Below are 19995 nucleotides of genomic sequence, written 5' to 3'. Positions count from 1 at the left end.
CAATTCCCATACCTCAACCAAACCCTATAGACCTCCATAAATTTTTACTATAAATTAGTATAACATTAGAAATTTTAATATTGAAGCAAAATCTTTATAAAGGAATCTACTATATAAGGATCAAATTGAATGCCTTTATTTTCTAATAGGAAATCTATAGCTTCGTCTAAACACATTGCCTTTCTATGGGGCTTATTTTGAGTTATAGCATCATAAACATCTACAACAGAAAATATTCTAGACAGTAATGGAATTTCTTCTCCTTTTAGTTCATGGGGATAGCCTTTACCATCCCAACGTTCATGATGATATAAGATTAGTTCTGCAATGTCAGCTAATTCTGGTATTGACTTAGCAATCCTATATCCTATTTCGGGATGCTTTCTTATTTCATTCCATTCTAATTCATCTAGTTCTCTAGGTTTTTCTAATATTTCTTTAGAAATAGAAATCTTACCAATATCATGGACCTCTGCAAGAAGAATTAGTTTGTTTCTATCACTATTTGATAGATTTAATCTATTAGCTAATGCAAGAGAATAATTTTTGACTCTATCAATATGATATTTGATTTCATAATTTCCATCAAAAAGATACTGTATCATAGATGAGATTATTATATCTCTAACTTTTTTTCCATCTATTATCTTATTTTTGTACATATTATTTTCAGCTTCAACTAAAACCTTCATTATATCCATATCATTGTGGTCCTTAACAGCATATCCTAAAGAAATATTAGCATATTGCATATCTAATTCTCTATCCTTGCAATTGCTGTATATTCTATCAGTTATTTCTTCAGTTATTGAACTGGAAGTGTTAGGGAGTAAAATGATAAATTCATCTCCGCCCCATCTAGCTATAATATCTCCTCTTCTACAGGAAACTTTAAGTATTTCAGCAATGGATTGTAGCATTCTATCTCCAGCTAAATGACCAAATACATCATTAATTATTTTAAGACCATTTACATCACCCATAATAATTGATAGAGGTAAGTGACGATTATTATCTAACCTTTTTAACTCTTCTTCAAAGAAAGCTCTATTGTAAAGGCCAGTTAATTTATCATGGTAAGATAGATATATAATCTGTTCCTCTTTTTCAATGATTTCTGTAACATTTCTTCCAACAGCATAAGCAATATCCTCATAAAAACTTAGTTTCCATTCAAGATATAACCATTCTCCACTTTTCTTTAATACTCTAGTTCTCAAAATATAATTAGGATCAAAAATTATACCATTATTAAATGATTCATATATAAACTCTAGATCTTCTGGATGAAGAAAGGACATAAATTGATGTGATATTAATTCATTAATATTATAGCCTAAGACTCTTTCCCAAGCTTGATTTACTTTGATAATACTTCCATTAAAGTTAATTGCTATGACTAAATCAGAAATGGAATTTATTAATTCCTCCAGTTCATTGGATTTTTGTATTAGACTAGCTTCTAGTTTTTTTTCTTTAGTTAGGTCAATGAATTGGGCAATAAAGAAGTTTTTCTTAGGAGAAAATAGATGTATTTTTAGCCATTTGTTAAAACTAGGTATATATACAGAATTTAAGGTATGTCTATTGTGCAAAATAGCATCAGTTACTAATTCAAATAGCTGTGGAATTTCATTTCTAATGCTTGGGAACAATTCCAATATATATTTATCTTGTATTTCTATATTTTTGATTCCAATAATTTCTAGATAAGAAGGATTGAAATCTAATATTTTCAAGTCTATAGGTATATACTTATCATCATAAATTAGCTCATGATATACATATCCTACAGGAGTACTATCAAGCATCATTTGAAAATCTTCTATGGTAAACATAAAATCATCCCCTAGAATGGATCATAAGACCTAATTTTTCCATATATACCCTATTAAATATTAGTGGAAACTAAATAAAGATAATAAGAGAAGTTTCATAATTAAGGGTATACTATAAAGGAAACAATTATATTGACCAATCAGATATAAACTAATATTTTTCTTGCAATTAGTTAACATTATATGTATACTTAATAGGTTATAGATTAAGGAGGACGATTTTATATACATGGAAAAATTAAGATTTGAGGATATGAATTTATCGAAAGAAGTACAAAAGGGAATTTGTGATATGGGATTTGAGGAAATGTCTCCTATTCAATCCCAGGCTATACCAGTAATATTAGAGGGCAGAGATATTATTGGGCAAGCGCAGACAGGAACAGGTAAAACAGCTGCATTTGGTATCCCTATTATTGAAAGATGTGATCCAAATGGAAATTATGTTCAAGCATTAGTTCTATGTCCAACTAGAGAACTTTCAATACAGGTAGCTGAAGAGATCGGAAAACTTGCAAAATATAAAAAAGGTATATCTGTAGTTCCTATATATGGTGGGCAACCAATAGATAGGCAGATTAAAGCTCTAAAAAAGGGTGTTAATATTGTAATTGGTACACCGGGAAGAGTTCTAGATCATATAAGAAGAAGAACTCTAAAAATAGATAATGTAAGCATGATGGTACTAGATGAAGCGGATGAGATGTTTGATATGGGTTTTAGAGATGATATTGCCCTTGTAATGAATGATTTAAAGGAAGAAAGACAAACCATATTTTTCTCAGCAACTATGCCCCCAGAAATTATGAAGTTTGCTGCAAGTTATCAGGCAAATCCTGAGATCATTAAGGTGGTTCATAAAGAACTTACAGTACCAAAGGTAGAGCAAGTTTATTTTGAGCTAAAACAGCATATGAAAACTGAGATTTTATCTAGACTTGTTGATATGTACAATCCAAAGTTAACTGTAGTATTTTGCAATACAAAGAAAAAGGTAGATGAATTAACTGAAGAATTGCAAGGAAGAGGATATTTTGCAGATGGACTTCATGGAGATTTGAAGCAAAACCAAAGGGATACTGTAATGGGTAAGTTCAGAAAAGGTACCATAGATATTTTAATAGCTACAGATGTAGCAGCAAGAGGAATAGATGTAGATGACGTGGACTTAGTTATTAACTATGATATGCCGCAGGATGAGGAATATTATGTCCATAGAATAGGTAGAACTGCCAGAGCAGGAAGAGAAGGAAAGGCCTTTAGCTTTGTAGCAGGAAGAGATATCTATAAATTAAGAGACATACAAAGATATACTAAAACAAAAATTACAAGAATGGATTTACCAACTCTTAAGGATATAGAAGCAAACTATACTACAATAATGCTTGGAAAAATAAAAGAAGAGATTGACAAAGAAGATTTAAGTAAATATGAAAAGATTATCGAGACCTTACTTGAAGAAGATTATACCTCTTTTGATATAGCAGCTGCACTATTGAAATTCTACATGGCTGAAAACAGACTAGATGGTCACGAAGAGTTAGATATGGTGGATTTTGGAGGGAAGCTTAAAGGAGGCAAACCTACAGGAGGTAAACCTACAGGATTTAAATCATCAGGTTCTTCAACAAGAATTCACATAAATATAGGGAAGAAAAAAGGCATAAGTCCAAGGCATATATTAGCGGCTATAGTTCAGGAGACAGGTATAACTAAAAACCTAGTAGGAAATATAGATGTATATGATAAATTTACATTTGTAGAGATACCAGGAGATTATACGGAGGATGTCTTAGAAATATTAAATGGAGTAAGAATAAAAGGAACAAAGGTTAAAGCTGAAATAGCGAATCCTAAGAGGAAATAGTATTAATAGAGAATAAATTATAGAACAAAATTAAATATATGAGATATTATTAGAATGGAAAAAGCTTAGAAGAATCATAGGACTGAAAAAATGTCTATACTAAAGAGACATAGAATCAGAGTCTTTAGATTTTTTAAGCTTTTTTTGAATTAGAATAAAATATTCTTCAATTAGGAAAAATAAGTACTCTTTTCCAATCAAATCAAAATAGAATTAAAGCTACAAAAATGTTTTTATACTAACTTTCCTAGAGGAGTATGGGGAAAATAATTATTTATTTAAATTTATAAGTTATAATTTCCCATTGATTACTTTTATAAATTTAATAACCTTTTTAATATCTTCCAGAGGCATATTATCAATTTCTAAAAAAAGTTCTTCTAGTACATTTCTTTTAGTAGAATAAGGGCTTTCATTATTTTCCATAAATTGAGGATTCTTTTCCATATCTTGGTTTGGGAGAGAAAGTCTAATATTAGATAAACCTATAAGGTAGTCTAGTGAGACACAAAAAAGTGCAGAAATCTTCACAAGGAGTTGCACATCATTAGGAAAACGCGAACCATTTTCATAATTACTAACAGATTGTCTACTAATATTTAATTTTTTAGCTAACTCACTTTGAGTTAAAGAATTCTCTTCTCTAAGCAGTTTTAAACGCTCTCCAAAAGTCATGGCATCACCTCATAAATATCCTAGCATAAAAACAATCAAATCTATAGGCTGTCTTCAAAAAGGGTCTAAATGCAATAAAATGTCAACATTTGTTGTCAATGATAATATTTTATGCTAATATATAATTATTAATCCTGAGTTTAAATATTTAATTTTCAAATAAAGCTTAGAAGTAGGGTATTAGGAAAATTCAGTATCTATCTAAGTGATATATTAGCTGACTATTCGGTTTTAGATATATAATATTAGATTGATTAATGGTAAATTTAAAGAGATAATTTAAGCAATTTGTAGTATGTAAAAAGCAGAGGTGAGAAATTTTGAAGGAACAATTTGTAGAACACAATTGTAAATATAAAGAAGCCTTTAATAATAGTCTCACACCCATGATAATTATAGATGCTGAAACAGGAAATATTGATGATGCTAATTTAGCAGCATGTGATTATTATTTATACTCAAAAAAAGAATTACTTTCTATGAATATTTCAGATATAAATATCTTAACTCAAAAAGAGATATCTAAAGAAATAGAGAAGGCAGAACTAGAAAATAGAAAGTTTTTTAGATTTAGACATAAATTATTTAACGGTGAAATAAGAGATGTAGAAGTATTTAGTAGTTTTATAGAAGCTGGAGATAAGAATTTATTATTCTCAGTTATTCATGATATTAAAGAAAAGAGTAAGTTAGAAAAAGACTATATGATCAATCAAATCTATTTTGATAATCTCTTTAATAATTCTCCTGAAGCTATTGCAATGGTTAATGCTGAATTTAGAATATTGAATATTAATGATAAATTTAAGAGGGCTTTTCAATATGATTTATTAGAAATAGTAAATAAAGATATTACAAAAATATTATGTGAACAAACCATATATGATCCTTTTTGTGATTTCAGAGAATCAATAATAGAGGGTAAATGTATACGGAGAGAAGTTAGAATAAAAAGGAGAGATGATAGTACCCTAGATTTACTGTTGCTCATATGTCCTATAGTAGTGAATGGAAATTTTATTGGAGCTTATTTCATCTATTCTGATATATCAGAGACTAAAGAAAAAGAAAATAAGATAAAGATGCTTACTTATAATGACAGTTTAACTGGACTATTTAATATGAAGTTTTTCTTGGATAATTTAGATTATGAAGTATTTAAGAATAATTCTAATGAAAATACTAAGGAAAAGTTAGTAATACTTATATTAAAGGTTAATGAGTTTAAAGAGATAAAGAATGCTTTAGGGCATTTTGCTGGGGAACAGGTATTGAAAGAATTTGCACTAAGATTAAGAGCTAGCGTAGGAATAGAAGATACTGTTGCAAGATTTAGCGAAGATGAATTTGCTATTTTAATGCCTAGAATAGATACCTTGTATGAAGTCGAGAGATTATCTAATAATATTATAAAAAACCTTGAAGATTATTTTTCTGTAGGTAATGGTGAATTTCAAATAACAACTTGTATTGGAATAGCAGTATATCCTGATGACGGAATGGATTCTACTACTTTAATTAGGAAAGCAGATATTGCTATGAATAAATGCAAGATACAAAACAATAATAATACCACTAGATTTGAAAAATCTTTGGATAAAGAAATTCAAGAATATTTTTGGATGAAAAATGATTTATTAAAATTAGGATTAAAAGAAGAATTGTATTTAGATTATCAACCAATATATAGTATTGATACGAATAGATTAGTTGGAGCAGAAGCTTTAATCAGATGGAATCATGGAGAAAAAGGTATAATTCCACCTGCTAGATTTATATCAATAGCAGAAAAGATAGGTATGATACATCCTATAGGAGAGTGGGTATTGCTAAAAGCATGTAGTCAGAATAAAGAATGGCAAGAATTAGGATATGATCCTATATACATATCTGTAAATGTATCTGTTTTGCAATTAGAAAAACCTGATTTTACTAAAAGGATAAAAAAGATATTGGAGAAATCTATGCTGAAACCTCAATATCTTCAGTTGGAAATAACTGAGACTTTTTTTACCCAAAACTATGAATTGATTCAGGATACAATAAAGGAGTTAAGGAAATTAGGAATAAAAATAGCCATAGATGACTTTGGTACTGGATATTCTTCCCTAGGACAACTATGTGAGTTGAATATTAATAATATTAAAATTGATAGAATGTTTATCGATGGAGTAGATGGAAATATTAATAAATCTAAAATTGTAAAGGGAATCATATCTCTAGCTGAAAGCCTGAATATTACTTTAACTGCTGAAGGGGTAGAAAGAGAAGAAGAATTAAAGTTTTTAAATGCAAATAGATGCACATTTGTACAGGGGTACTTGTTTAGTAAACCAGTTGAAGCATATAAAATTGAAGAGTTATTAAAAAGGAATGGAAAGAATAAAATTTGTTTATGCTAAAAGGGGCGATTTAAAAGGCATGAATAAATTTTTTTAGGGGCGGAACGGTTGAATAACCGTTCCCTATATATTTTTGATTTTTTTCTTTAAGGTTCCCCTCAGCCCTTTTTCTTCTTTATCTCTTATACGTTTAATATTTGGTATATGAAGATAAATAGCTATAATCACAAGAAGGGCAGATATGATTATTGGACCAAGTCCAAGATTAAAATAAATAGTTGCTAATAATAGAAATAAGTTCATGGCTATAGTACCTAAGGCTATATAGTCAGTAAAAACAGTTATAAGCAAAATTATGAGGAAGCCCAATAAGCCAAATCTATAATCTACACCTATTAACATACCTAAAAGAGATGCAGCACCCTTTCCACCTCTAAAACCCATAAAGAATGGGAAATCATGACCAAGGATTACAAAAAGACCATTTAAATACAGAAGAAAAACACTTTCACTTAGATGAGAAATTTTAAATAAATATCTGATAACTAAAATAGAAATAATTGCTTTTAATATATCTAAGACGGCAACTAGGACACCCCATTTCCATCCTAGGGATATTACAGTATTTGATGCACCAGCATTTCCAGCACCAAGTGTCCTGATATCCACATTTAAAAAAGTTTTACTAAGTATATAGGACCACTGTAGACAGCCGAATAAATACCCTATAATAATAACGAGTAAATAAGATTTCAACGTATCACCTCCGTCAATACAGTATATTATATCATAAAATGTATTATAATAATATCTCCTATAATATGCCAATGTACCTATTTAGTTTAACTGTCGCATATAGTATAATAATGTCTATAATTGGTAATTTCGTAGCATTGACAGATAGATAAGTTTGATTTAAGGAGGATAAAATATGAAAATGTTTATGAGTGACAATAACTCTGGAGTTCATCCCAAGGTAATGGAAGCTATGTTAAATGTTAACAGCGGTCATGATTATTCTTATGGTAACGATAATACAACTAAAGAAGCCATAAACAAAATAAAAGAACAATTAGGAGCTGATGTAGATGTATATTTTGTAACTACAGGTACAGCTGCAAATGTTATTGGGCTTAGTGGATTATTGATGCCATATGAGGCAGTAGTATGTGCAAATACAGCTCATATAAATGTAGATGAATGTGGAGCATTAGAAAAATTTAGTGGAGCAAAAATATTACAGATACCAACTGAAAACGGAAAGATATGTAGGGAAGGGGTAAAGAGTTTTCTTCATTCTTTAGGAGACGAACATCAATCCCAGCCTATGATAATTTCCATATCTCAAACTACTGAGACTGGAACACTATATTCAGTAGAAGAAATTAAAAAATTAGCTGAATTTGCTCATGAAAATAATATGCTATTACATATAGATGGCGCAAGGATAGCTAATGCAGTAGTGGCACTCAATACCACTTTTAAAGAGATGATAACAGATACAGGAGTGGATCTTCTATCCTTTGGTGGAACAAAAAATGGCATGATGATAGGAGAGGCTATAGTTTCATTAAATAAAGATCTAAGTAAAGCTTTTAAATTTTATAGAAAGCAAGGAATGCAATTATTGTCTAAAATGAGGTTTGTATCTGCACAATTTGTCGCATATTTAAGTGACGACTTATGGAGAGAAAATGCATTAAATGCAAATAATATGGGTAAATACTTTGCAAGCAGCTTATCTGGAATCTCAGGAATCACCTTAAAATCTGAACCAGAGACTAATATGATATTTGCATATATGGAAAGGGACTTAATTAAATCTCTGCAAGAAAAATTTGATTTTTATGTAATAGATGAAGAAACAAATTTAGTTAGACTAGTTACATCCTTCGATACTAATAAGGAAGATATAGATAAATTTATTAAATTTGCTAAAGAGATAAAGGGAATTATATAGGGAGATTAATGGGGAAATATGATTAAAAGGGGGATGATTATGAGATCCAAGACGAAGAAAAATATAATAGTATTATTAATAGTACTAACTTTGATTTCCATCCAAAGCCTATTTATAGATAGTAAAAATGTTTATTCTGACAATAGTTCAAAAACTATTAGATTTGCAGGAGATCATAATCATCCGCCTTATGAATACATTGATGAAAACGGTAACTATAAAGGATATAATGTTGATATAATAAATGCAATTGCCAATGAGATGGATTTACAAATCGAGATTATACCAATGGAATGGAATGACGCAATACTAGCTTTGGACAGAAATGAAGTCGAGGGCATTATAGGTATGTCCCAAAATGAGGAAAGGCTAGAAAAATATAAATTCACTCTACCTACAGTTGTCAATGAGCAAGTGATTTTTGCAGCGAAGGACACTGTACATATAAACGAATTAGAAGACCTAGAAGGACTAAAGGTAGCTTATCAAAAAAATGATTATAACGAATCTCTAATTTTAGAAATACCTCGAGTAATTGGTTATCCTAAAAATGGTCAAGAGGAAGCCTTGATTGCAGTAGGAAATAAAGAAGTAGATGCAGCTTTAGGAAATAAAATAGTTGGACTATATCATCTGCAGAGAAATAAAATGACAGAATTAGTTAAAGTTGTAGGAGAACCTATCTCTACTGCAAAGTATGGACCAGCTGTTAGAAAAGATAACGAAGAGCTTTTCCAAACATTGGAGAGGGGCTTAGAAACTATTAAAAGAAATAAGGTTTATGATAATATTTATAAAAAATGGTTCGGGGAAGATATGTCCTACATTAAGATGACATATAATGCCTATAGAAAACAAATTATATCTGTAGTGACGATAATATCTTTAATTTTCTTATTTTTGTACTTCTATAATAAAAGACTTCAAAAAGAAGTATTAAAGAGAACTAATGAACTTGAAGTAGCCAATGAAGGTTTAATAAAACATCAAAAAGAGATATATAATTTAGCGTATTATGATCCAGTCACGTCACTTCCCAATAGAGTTTATTTTATAGAAGAATTAAATAGTATATTTGAAAATTTAGAGAAAAACGATGATTTATTTGCAGTGTTACTTTTAGATTTAGACAGATTTAAACATATAAATGATACATTAGGTCACTATGTAGGAGATTATGTATTAAAGATTTTAGGTATGAGACTTAAGAAGTTAGTAAAAGAAGAAGATATCGTAGCGAGAATTGGAGGGGATGAGTACTATATACTACTTAAAGGTATTCAGCATAGTGATGATGCAATGGAATTAGCAAGGATTATCATAGAAGATTTTAAAAAACCATATTATGTTAAGGATTATGAATTATATTTAACTACTAGTATTGGTATAGCATTATATCCAGAAGGAGGACTGGATTCTCAGTCCATAATTAAAAATGCTGATCTTGCATTGTATAAAGCGAAGGATTTTGGAGGAAATGCTTACTATCTTTATGGAAAAGAGATACAGTCTAAAGGTCTTGAGAAGATGATGCTTTTAAATCAATTGAGACAAGCTGTAGAAAATAATCAGTTGGTATTACATTACCAACCTCAAATAGATATATTAACAGGAAAAATCAGAGGGGTAGAGGCTTTGGTAAGATGGAATCATCCAGAACAAGGACTCCTATACCCGGATAAGTTTATTTTTTTAGCTGAAGAAACAGGATTGATAATCCAAATGGGAGAATGGATATTAAAGGAGGCTGCAGTTCAAGCAAAAAAATGGATTGATTTAGGACATGATATTATTATGTCTGTGAATATTTCAGCTAGGCAGTTCCAAGATAGAAGATTTATAAATGAAGTAATAAATGCCTTAAATGAGTCAAAACTTAATCCAAGGAATCTTACCTTGGAGATTACAGAGACCACGGCTATATCAGACATAGATTATACATTAAATATTTTAAATATGTTAGAAAACCTTGGGATAGCAGTAGCTATAGATGATTTTGGGACAGGATATTCCAGTTTAAATTATTTAAATGAAATGAGTGTATCTGAGCTTAAAATAGATAGATCTTTTATATGGGATATTGAGAAAAATGATAAAAATAAGATGATTTCAAATACGATAATTGTTTTAGCAAAACAATTGGGTTTAAAGGTAACTGCTGAAGGGGTAGAAAATATGGAACAGTTAGAGATATTAAAGGAAATGAAATGTGATATAGCTCAGGGTTACCATTTTAGTAAGCCAGTATCAAAGGAAAAGATAGATGAGATGATAAATGAAAAAAGCCCTGTATAAGGGCTTTTATTATTTGTATCCTAAAGGTGCTTGGTGGAACATATTTACATCACCATGAGTAGTAAAGTTTACTTTACTAATAAAACTATTGGATTCTTTATCAAATCTATATTCTGTAAGTTTTAAATTTGCCGTACCTGATTGAACTGTAGTTACTACAAAATCTTCACCTTCAAAATATGCATAAAAACTTATGCCGCCTAATTGAACATAATCATTAAAGAGAATATAATCGTTATCAGCATCTCTTGCAACTAGTACCCAATTTTGACCATCATCCCAAGCAATCTCACCATTGTATCTTTGAGCAACTGTGTACAACTCTATAGTTTCTTCTGTTCCATCTTTATTAAAGTCTATATTCACGGAATCAAGCAAAGTTAAGTCATTATAATCAACTTTGTCTGTAGCCTTAATAATTAGATCTCCAGATTCTCCATTTGGTTTTCCATATTTTTCAACTAAATCTTTTATAAATGAATTTGGTTCTATTGATTTCACTATATTGTCCTGATTAAAGGCTACCATATAATATTCATTTACAGCCAGATTATCTACAAGGCTTTTATCTGTTACCTCTAATTTTAGAGTTGTTTCATTTGTAGAAATAGTAATGTAATTTTTTCCATTCTCTGTATTTATTTCACTTAAGAAACCTAGATTTGTAGATATCTTTTCTTCTGCTGCAGGATTGCTCTTAGGAGTACAACCAAAGGAAATGACTAGTACCATTAATGCTACTAACATTAAAGAGATTTTTCTAATTAAATTTTTCATATCATCACCATCCTTTATAGTATAGGGTAACATAATTTTATATTCTTTACAAGGAACATAGAATTACGAATTGATTACAATGATAAAATATAATAAATCTATCTGATCTAATTAATAATATAAAAATAGGGTAATTATTAAAGAAACTCTCCAAAATAATTACGAAATTTTGACCTAGGTCAAAGTAAATTATTCTATTCTAGCTTATAATAAAGCTACAAACAATAAAAACAGGAGGTAATATATATGATAACAAAAACTTATCAATTAGAAACATTGACTTGCCCAAACTGCGTGGCTAAAATTGAAGGAATGTTAAAGAAGACAACAGGTATTTCTACAGGAGAAGTTTTATTTAATACATCTAGAGTTAAAGCAACTTTCGATGAATCAATATTAAGCTCAGAAGATATAGTAGCAAAAATTGAAAAATTAGGATTTGACGTTTTAAGTGAAAAATAATAAGTAAAGTTTAAGAGGGGAGAGTATAATGAAATTAACCAAGGCCCAAAGAGTTTGGATATCAGGGATATTAGTAGCAATAGCTTTTATATTAAAGAATACAATAGGAGAGCAAATAATAACATCTGTGGTCATGATTCTCGCAGCCATAATTGCAGGTACTCCAATACTCAGAAATGCAATATCTGCTGCAAGATACTGGATAATAGGAATAGATGCTCTAGTATCCATAGCAGTCATAGGTGCAATGTTTATAGGGGAATACTGGGAAGCAGCAGCTGTAACATTTCTATTTATGCTAGGCGATTACCTAGAATCTAGAACTATAGAAAAAACTAGGTCTTCAATTAAAGCTTTGCTGGATTTAGCTCCAGATACGGCTAGAGTAATGAGAGATGGAGTTGAAATAATAATCTCTCCTGATGAAGTAGTTAAGGGAGATCAGGTAGTAGTAAAACCAGGAGAAAAGATTTCTGTAGATGGCAATGTTGTAGAAGGCTCAGCATATGTAAATCAGTCAGCTATTACAGGAGAGTCAATCCCTGTTAATAGAAATATAGATGATAGTGTCTTCTCAGGAACAATAATTGAGTCTGGATATCTAGTAATTGAGGCAACGAGAGTAGGAGAGGATACTACGTTTGCAAGGATACTTCAAATGGTAGAAGAAGCTCAAGATAAGAAAGCAAAAACTCAAAAATTTCTTGAGAAGTTTTCAAGATATTATACTCCTGCTATAATAGTATTAGCAATAGGATTATATCTAGTGACTCAGGATTTGGTATTAGCTCTTACATTATTAGTTATAGCCTGTCCGGGAGCTTTGGTTATATCAACCCCTGTATCTATTGTAGCAGGTATAGGAAATGGGGCAAAGCATGGTGTGTTAGTCAAAGGAGGAGAGATAATGGAAAACTTAGGGAAGATAAAAGTTTTAGCCTTTGACAAGACGGGAACATTGACTGTTGGGAAACCAATGGTAACCCATATAAAATCCTATGATATAGAAGAAAGAGAGTTACTAAGAATAACTGCAATAGGAGAAGGATATTCAGAACATCCTCTAGCTCGTGCAATACTGGCTCGGGCAGAAAATGATCTAGGAAAAATTGATGAAATGCCAGAGGAGTCAGAGATAATAACTGGTCAAGGTCTTAAAGTTAAGATAGAAGGTAGAACAATTTTAATAGGAAATAGAAAATTATTCTTAGAGAATAAGGTAAGTATTGGAGAGAATGTAGAAAAATATCTACAATCTGAAGAACAAAAAGGACAGACTGCTGTAATAGTTGGAGATACGATGCAAATATTAGGGATTATATCCATTGCTGATGTTGTAAGGGAAGATGCTAAGAAATTAGTATCTAATCTAAAGAAATTGGGTGTAGAAAAAATAGTAATGCTTACTGGAGATAATAGAAGAGCTGCTAAAGCAATTGCCGAAGAAATAGGCTTAGACGATTTTTATGCAGAACTTTTACCAGAAGATAAGGTTAGGGTATTAAAAGAATTGCAAGAAAAATATGGCGTAGCAGCCATGGTAGGGGATGGAGTAAATGATGCGCCAGCATTGGCTTCAGCTGATTTAGGAATTGCCATAGGTGGTGCAGGAACAGATGTGGCCATGGAAACAGCAGATGTAGTGTTGATGTCTGACGAAATAAAAAAACTATCCCATGCCATAGGATTAAGCCGTGCTACAGTAAATAATATGAGACAGAATATTTACTTTGCTATAGCTGTAGCAGCATTATTATTAGCAGGAGTATTGATTAAAACGGTTAATTTATCCTTTGGAATGTTAGTCCATGAATTGTCTGTCTTGCTAGTTGTAATTAATGCAGTTAGACTTTTAGGATATGGAGATAGGGGCAAATCGAAGAAAATGTTAGAGATTTAAGGAGATGTTTAAATGGATTGTAACTGCTTTAAAAGAGAAGGGAAAAATTGTATAGAGATAGTTCCAATCTTTAGCAATCTAACTTATGAAGAAATGATGGAAGTAGCTAGGATAACAAGAGAAAAAAACTTTGAAAAAGGTGAAATGATATATACGGCTGGGGATAAAGGAGATAAACTTTACGTAATACATTCTGGAAAAGTAAAAATAACTAGATTTACAGATTCGGGCAAAGAACAGGTAATTAGAGTATTGGGACCTGGAGATTTTATGGGAGAACTATCTATCTTTAGTCCCTTGCCATTAACTGATAACGGAGAAGCACTGTCACAGACAGTTGCATGTATGATAGATGGGAAAAAATTAAAAGAGTTAATGAAAAAATATCCTGCCATAGCATTTAAAGTAATGGAGGAGCTAAGTCAAAGATTAGAAAAAGCAGAACATTTGATAGAAAATATAAGCCTTCATGGAGTAGAAAGAAGGCTGGCTCTTACCCTAATTAATATGTCAAATGAAAAAGGGGAAGTATCTTTAAAGATGAGTAAAAGAGACTTTGCATCTCATTTAGGAATGAGTCAAGAGACTTTAAGTAGAAAGCTAACAGTTTTTCAGGATATGGAAATTATAAAATTAATTGGTCATAGAAGAATAATTTTACTGGATATAGAAGCTTTAGAAAAGATAGAGTAACCTCTAATTTAAATTAGAGGTTACTCTATTTGGATATTTATTTTATTAAATTTTTTATACTATTAAAGAAACCTTTATTATCTTTTATTACTTTCTCATTTCCAACTGTTACAATATTATTATCTTTTAACCCCTTTTCAATCATTTCAGCAAATTTTTTCATATCCTGAGGCTTCGTGTTTAATATTTCTTTAAGCTCTCTATTTAAATCCTCAGTCTTAATTCCCATAAGATAATAATAATCGGCCTCATTTCCTTTTTGTATGCTAGATACTGGAACATAGTATTCTGCCAAAGAAGAAATAATAAATTTCTCAAATGCTTTCTCATCTAAATCAAAGTTTCTGAGAAAGCTTACGGTGCTGTTATAGGCATTATAAGTTTCCTTTAATTTTGGATCTCTATAACTCATAAAGATAATATTAGATTCGTTGACTATATTAAACATAGCACCATATGCTCCGCCTTTGACACGAATTTCATTAAATAAATAGTCAGATATAACATTGTTTAAAACCTTCATGCTACCGCTATATTTATATCCGCCCTTTGTAAAGTCAAAAGCTGCGAAGTTATATAAAATATCTATTGGAGATGTAAAGGCTTCGTTAGTATCTCCAATCTTAAATTCATATTTTTGTGAAGGATAATCTTTATCTTCCAAGATTTCAAGTAATGTAGGAAGATTTTCCTTAAAAGCCTTATATTCTGTATTTTCTCCAGTGATACTTATTACTAAATTATTTCTATTAAAAATAGTATTTTTAACTTCTTCAAGATTTGCGACTATTTCTTCATACTTAGAATCATAATTCAAATTAAGTTCTGATATAAAATCATAATAATCAAAGCCATTTAAAATATCGTTATATTTGAAAACAGGTGAGAAATAAGAGAGATTTCTTATTGCGGCCGTATTCAAAGGCATGCTATTCAATTGATTTTCAATAGTAAACTTTGACATTGAAATAAGCTGTTTTAGCCTTTCTTTATCGTCGAATTTAGTCTTTTCTATTTCTTCTGAAATCAAGTTAAACATTTGACCTATGTTTTCATCAGTGGCAATAGATGACACGACTAATTTAGGATCATAATCTGTGTTATTTCCTTTTTTAGTTAGTACACTAGGATAATAGTTGATACCTCCTGTATACATAGCTTCCTGCACTGGCAGTTCAGTATAATTATAATTTTCGGTACTCATTTTCCCTAATATCTCTGATAAGAGATTTATATAAGGAATTTGTTCTTGTTTCACATAAGAAGCATCAAAATATAAATTTATGCTTCCAATACCATTGGTGAATAATGGATGATGCAAAATAATAATATCTTCATCTTTACTTTCTATAGTAGGGATTTCCTCTATAGTAGGTTTTAAGTCTTTTAAAGATAATGCAGGCATGGTATCTAAGGCTTCTTTAGAATTAGGAGTGTTATTCCATTCTTGAAGTTCTTTATATTCTCTTATAATATCTTCTATTTCCTTATCCGAAAGAGATGCCTTATATTCTCTGAGTTTTTGTGTTGCAGCAGCATCTTTTTCTTCCATTAAGCCTTTCTTTGGCTGAAGAAGTATTAAAGAACTATGTTTATTATTTAGAATATGTTTTTTGATTAGTTCCTCAAAATAAGGCTTATCTAATGCAATCTTTAATTTTCTGAAGCTATCTGCCATATTTAGGCCTTCAAATGGGTCTTCGTCATATAGCCAGCTAAACATTGCTAAGTCACCATACATGAGCCCTGTATTAATATCTCTTGAGTATTGCTGTCTTAAATCTAGCTCTACTACGTTTAGTGTTGATTTAATAAGATCTTTATTTATACCTTTTTCTGCTACATCCTTTAAGGAAGAAAACACAATATTTACAAAACTATCCTTCATATCAGGATTGATATTTTGTGCAGTTATTGTTACATAAGGTTGCAAGAAGTTAGGAGACATTTGGGCACTAATATTGTAAAAACCAGCTTTATTTAGTTCTTGCACCACTGGAGAAGCTTGGTTTTTGAATAGCATGTAAGTTAGTACATTGAAGGAAGTCATCGTATCGATTCTAGAATCATCTTTAATAGAAAAGCTTAGAGCAACAGATGATTTTCCTTCTTCAGAGTCCTCCGTTGAAATAGGATACTCAACTATTATATCTTTTCTCTTGTCAAAGGGTTTTTGAACAATAGGTTTAGAATCTATTTCCTCTTTATCGAAATCCTTTAAATAATTATCATTTATAAATTTAAGTTTCTCCAATATATCGATTTTTCCATAGAGATAAATATAACTATTTGAAGGATGATAATATTTATCATAAAAATCTTTTACTTCTTGAAAAGTTAAGCTTGGTATATCGGGAGGATTTCCTCCAGATAAGTAAGTATAATTAGTGTCTGGATATAAGTTTTGCATTATTGAATAATGTAGCTGTGAATCAGGAGATGACAAAGCTCCTTTCATTTCGTTATATACAACACCATTATATTGAAGAGGTGCATTTTTATCCTCAATGCTATAATGCCACCCGTCAACTTTAAAGAACTTTTCATCCTTATAAAAGGCAGGTTTAAAAACTACACTGAGATAAACATCCAGTAAGTCATTGAATTCTTTATCGTTCATACTAGAAAATGGATAAGTAGTCCTGTCTGGGTAGGTAAGTCCATTTAGATTCTTGGTCAAAGTTCCCTTTACAATCTCGAAAAATAGATTTCTTACGGGAAATTTTTCTGAGCCTCCATTTAAGAGCACATGCTCTAAAATATGGGGAATTCCCTTGTTGTTTTCAACTGGTGTTCTGAAAGAAATAGAAAACGCTTTGTTTTCATCATCATTTTCTATTTGAAGTAACCTAGCACCACTTTTTTCATGTTGAAAAATCCTACCAACGGAATCTAATTCTTTTAGATGCTTTTGTTCAATTAGTTTGAATCCAAAATAAGTTTCTCCAACTCTTAAATTTTTTGTTTCAGCATAAGACATGTTAGAGAATAAAAATGTTGATAATAAAACTGCTAGCAAAATTAAAGCAATTGGTTTTTGTTTTACACTAAATCCTTTCACAGATATCCCCCTTTTGTATTATAATTTATTTGTACTAGTGTATTAATTGAATAGTACACTATAATTTACCATTTGTCAACTAATTTGTTAAGTAAAAGATAGTTTGATTAAAAAAATGACCTAGGTAATTGCATTGTATTACCTATGTCATTTTTTTATGTTTATTCTATTTATATTTACTTTCCAATTCTTCTATTAAAGTAATATATTTTTCTTGAATTCGTGCCTCAGTTGCGGAGTTTTCTACTTTTCTACATTCATCCTCAATAAAAGCTTTACTGCTATCATTTAACATATTTTCAGCAAATTTATACATGGCGGTATTTTCTTTCTCTATATGTCTATCCAATAAATCTGTATAGGAAATGGCATTTGCTATAATATCAAGTCTTGCTTCATCATTGCCATTCTTAAATTCTTCCAATGACTTTTCAAGATTGGCCATGTAAAGTCTTCCCATATCATGCTCTATATACATTCCAGTAATAGCACCTGATTTTGCTAATTTTTCAATTTCCTTATTCATTGTCTGAAATAGTATATCCTCTTCTTTCCCATGATGATGTTTATCTGCATAGGTTCTTACAAAATCAATTATTCTTGGTAAATCATCTATATCGTATTCAGAGTTAGTCATAACTCTATAGGAAATTTTCCTGATTACTTTAAGCATTTTCCTAATATTGGTATGTTCTTCAACCATTATTCTTATGGATTCCAAGATATTCACCTCACAAAATATTTTCTTTATGATTTTACCCTTAATTTCATAATAAATAACAAAATAATAATATTTTACAATAAAATGGGTACATATATTATGGGATTAAATAATTAATTATAAGGGGGTAGTGCAATGAGCTTTAAGATGACTGATAAGGTAACATGGGTAGGGAAGATAGATTGGGAATTAAGAACTTTCCATGGAGATGAATACTCGACACATAGGGGGTCTTCCTATAATTCATACTTAATTAGAGACAAGAAGACAGTACTTATTGATACAGTTTGGGAACCATTTGCTGAAGAGTATGTTGAGAAATTAAAGAAGGAAATAGACCTAAATGAAATAGACTATATAATAGCGCAACATTCAGAGATAGACCATAGCGGAGCTTTACCATTGTTAATGAAGGAGATACCAAATACTCCAATCTATTGTACATCAAACGGGGCAAAAATATTAAAAGGCCATTTCCATGAAGATTGGAACTTTGTAGAAGTAAAGACAGGAGATACATTAGATATAGGAGAATCAACTCTAACATTCGTAGAAGCAAGAATGCTTCATTGGCCAGATAGTATGATGACTTATATGAGTGGAGAAAATATATTATTTAGTAATGATGCCTTTGGACAACATTATGCATCGGATTTAATGTATAATGATTTAGTAGATCAGGGAGAATTATATCAAGAGGCTGTTAAATACTACGCAAATATATTAACCCCATTTAGTGTATTAGTCACTAATAAAATTAAAGAGGTTTTAGGGTTTAACCTGCCACTTAATATGATAGCTACATCTCATGGAATTATCTGGAGAGATAATCCGGCACAAATAGTTGAAAAATATTTAGAGTGGGCAGATGCATATCAAGAAAATCAAATTACAATAGTATATGATACTATGTGGAATGGCACAAAAAGAATGGCAGAGTCAATTTCAGAGGGTATAAAATCAGTGAATAAAGATGTAACTGTAAAACTATATAATGCAGCAAATTCAGATAAAAATGATGTAATAACTGAATTATTTAAATCTAAAGCAATATTATTTGGTTCTTCTACAGTTAATAAGAGTATAATGCATGCAACAGCAGGGATTCTTGAGATGATAAAAGGAATAGGATTTAAGAATAAAAAGTCAGCAGCTTTTGGTTCCTATGGTTGGTCTGGTGAGTCCGTAGCCGTAATAGAGCAGAAGCTAAAGGATGCAAAACTTGAGATAGTGCAAGAAGGAATAAAAGAACTTTGGAATCCAGATGCAGGAGCTATATCAAGGTGTATAGAATTTGGAAAGAATTTTGCGGAAAAACTATAGAAAAGAATAATAAGAAGTTTTCCGAAGAACAGTTCCGAAAAGACGGAAAAAAAACGAGAAATAGGAAGAAATATTACTAAA

At 30.5% G+C, this 19995-nt stretch carries 14 protein-coding genes; 8 read left to right on the top strand and 6 right to left on the bottom strand.

Annotated features, from left to right (window positions below):
* Positions 1–74: 74 nt before the first annotated feature.
* Positions 75–1838: a diguanylate cyclase domain-containing protein gene (locus RDK80_RS10400; RefSeq protein WP_308524237.1), complete on the bottom strand. Its 1764-nt coding sequence runs from the start codon at positions 1836–1838 to the stop codon at positions 75–77.
* 229 nt (positions 1839–2067) lie between these two features.
* Here RDK80_RS10400 and RDK80_RS10395 point away from each other — a divergent pair, with 229 nt between their 5' ends.
* Entirely contained in the window at positions 2068–3705 is a 1638-nt protein-coding gene (locus RDK80_RS10395) for a DEAD/DEAH box helicase (RefSeq protein WP_094903244.1), read from the top strand.
* Positions 3706–3996: 291 nt separating this feature from the next.
* On the opposite strand, the gene RDK80_RS10390 is transcribed toward RDK80_RS10395, so the two are convergent.
* Positions 3997–4380, bottom strand: coding sequence for a helix-turn-helix domain-containing protein (locus tag RDK80_RS10390; protein ID WP_094903246.1), 384 nt, complete (start codon positions 4378–4380; stop codon positions 3997–3999).
* A 320-nt stretch (positions 4381–4700) separates the two neighbouring features.
* Here RDK80_RS10390 and RDK80_RS10385 point away from each other — a divergent pair, with 320 nt between their 5' ends.
* Positions 4701–6782, top strand: a complete 2082-nt coding sequence (locus RDK80_RS10385) for an EAL domain-containing protein (protein ID WP_308524236.1) — start codon at positions 4701–4703, stop codon at positions 6780–6782.
* Positions 6783–6845: 63 nt separating this feature from the next.
* Here the strand turns inward: RDK80_RS10385 and RDK80_RS10380 are convergent, their stop codons facing one another.
* Positions 6846–7478 (bottom strand): glycerol-3-phosphate acyltransferase, encoded by a 633-nt coding sequence (locus RDK80_RS10380; protein ID WP_158220154.1) that lies wholly within the window; start codon positions 7476–7478, stop codon positions 6846–6848.
* A gap of 175 nt (positions 7479–7653) precedes the next feature.
* Between RDK80_RS10380 and RDK80_RS10375 the strand changes: the two genes are divergently transcribed.
* Together RDK80_RS10375 and RDK80_RS10370 are read left to right on the top strand one after the other, a co-directional pair.
* On the top strand, positions 7654–8682 hold the full coding sequence (locus tag RDK80_RS10375; protein WP_308524235.1) for a low specificity L-threonine aldolase: 1029 nt from the start codon (positions 7654–7656) through the stop codon (positions 8680–8682).
* 39 nt (positions 8683–8721) lie between these two features.
* Positions 8722–10977, top strand: a complete 2256-nt coding sequence (locus RDK80_RS10370; RefSeq protein WP_308524234.1) for an EAL domain-containing protein — start codon at positions 8722–8724, stop codon at positions 10975–10977.
* A 9-nt stretch (positions 10978–10986) separates the two neighbouring features.
* On the opposite strand, the gene RDK80_RS10365 is transcribed toward RDK80_RS10370, so the two are convergent.
* The gene (locus RDK80_RS10365) at positions 10987–11754 is read right to left on the bottom strand and encodes a hypothetical protein (RefSeq protein WP_308524233.1); all 768 of its coding nucleotides are present in this window, start codon (positions 11752–11754) and stop codon (positions 10987–10989) included.
* A gap of 246 nt (positions 11755–12000) precedes the next feature.
* On the opposite strand from RDK80_RS10365, the gene RDK80_RS10360 reads away from it, so the two are divergent.
* Genes RDK80_RS10360 through RDK80_RS10350 form a run of 3 tightly spaced genes read left to right on the top strand, consistent with a single transcriptional unit; the run spans position 12001 to position 14809 of the window.
* Positions 12001–12216, top strand: coding sequence for a heavy-metal-associated domain-containing protein (locus RDK80_RS10360; protein ID WP_308524232.1), 216 nt, complete (start codon positions 12001–12003; stop codon positions 12214–12216).
* 28 nt (positions 12217–12244) lie between these two features.
* On the top strand, positions 12245–14116 hold the full coding sequence (locus tag RDK80_RS10355; RefSeq protein WP_308524231.1) for a cation-translocating P-type ATPase: 1872 nt from the start codon (positions 12245–12247) through the stop codon (positions 14114–14116).
* A 12-nt stretch (positions 14117–14128) separates the two neighbouring features.
* Positions 14129–14809, top strand: a complete 681-nt coding sequence (locus RDK80_RS10350; protein ID WP_308524230.1) for a Crp/Fnr family transcriptional regulator — start codon at positions 14129–14131, stop codon at positions 14807–14809.
* 37 nt (positions 14810–14846) lie between these two features.
* Here the strand turns inward: RDK80_RS10350 and RDK80_RS10345 are convergent, their stop codons facing one another.
* Both RDK80_RS10345 and RDK80_RS10340 read right to left on the bottom strand, forming a co-directional pair.
* Positions 14847–17870, bottom strand: a complete 3024-nt coding sequence (locus RDK80_RS10345; protein WP_308524229.1) for an insulinase family protein — start codon at positions 17868–17870, stop codon at positions 14847–14849.
* A 166-nt stretch (positions 17871–18036) separates the two neighbouring features.
* Positions 18037–18591: a hemerythrin domain-containing protein gene (locus tag RDK80_RS10340; protein WP_308524228.1), complete on the bottom strand. Its 555-nt coding sequence runs from the start codon at positions 18589–18591 to the stop codon at positions 18037–18039.
* 135 nt (positions 18592–18726) lie between these two features.
* Between RDK80_RS10340 and RDK80_RS10335 the strand changes: the two genes are divergently transcribed.
* Entirely contained in the window at positions 18727–19914 is a 1188-nt protein-coding gene (locus RDK80_RS10335) for an anaerobic nitric oxide reductase flavorubredoxin (RefSeq protein WP_308524227.1), read from the top strand.
* The last annotated feature ends 81 nt before the right edge of the window (positions 19915–19995 follow it).

The organism is uncultured Tissierella sp. (genome assembly GCF_902479755.1).
Classification (GTDB): Bacteria; Bacillota; Clostridia; order Tissierellales; family Tissierellaceae; genus Tissierella; species Tissierella carlieri.
Note: the sequence above shows the minus strand (reverse complement) of the source record. Positions and strands in the feature narration are given on the sequence as shown.

Coding starts and splice junctions, on each gene's coding strand:
- RDK80_RS10400 (WP_308524237.1), bottom strand. CDS start 1,838: ATGTTTACCATAGAAGATTTTCAAATGATGCTTGATAGTACTCCTGTA.
- RDK80_RS10350 (WP_308524230.1), top strand. CDS start 14,129: ATGGATTGTAACTGCTTTAAAAGAGAAGGGAAAAATTGTATAGAGATA.
- RDK80_RS10335 (WP_308524227.1), top strand. CDS start 18,727: ATGAGCTTTAAGATGACTGATAAGGTAACATGGGTAGGGAAGATAGAT.
- RDK80_RS10355 (WP_308524231.1), top strand. CDS start 12,245: ATGAAATTAACCAAGGCCCAAAGAGTTTGGATATCAGGGATATTAGTA.
- RDK80_RS10375 (WP_308524235.1), top strand. CDS start 7,654: ATGAAAATGTTTATGAGTGACAATAACTCTGGAGTTCATCCCAAGGTA.
- RDK80_RS10395 (WP_094903244.1), top strand. CDS start 2,068: ATGGAAAAATTAAGATTTGAGGATATGAATTTATCGAAAGAAGTACAA.
- RDK80_RS10370 (WP_308524234.1), top strand. CDS start 8,722: ATGAGATCCAAGACGAAGAAAAATATAATAGTATTATTAATAGTACTA.
- RDK80_RS10390 (WP_094903246.1), bottom strand. CDS start 4,380: ATGACTTTTGGAGAGCGTTTAAAACTGCTTAGAGAAGAGAATTCTTTA.
- RDK80_RS10360 (WP_308524232.1), top strand. CDS start 12,001: ATGATAACAAAAACTTATCAATTAGAAACATTGACTTGCCCAAACTGC.
- RDK80_RS10365 (WP_308524233.1), bottom strand. CDS start 11,754: ATGAAAAATTTAATTAGAAAAATCTCTTTAATGTTAGTAGCATTAATG.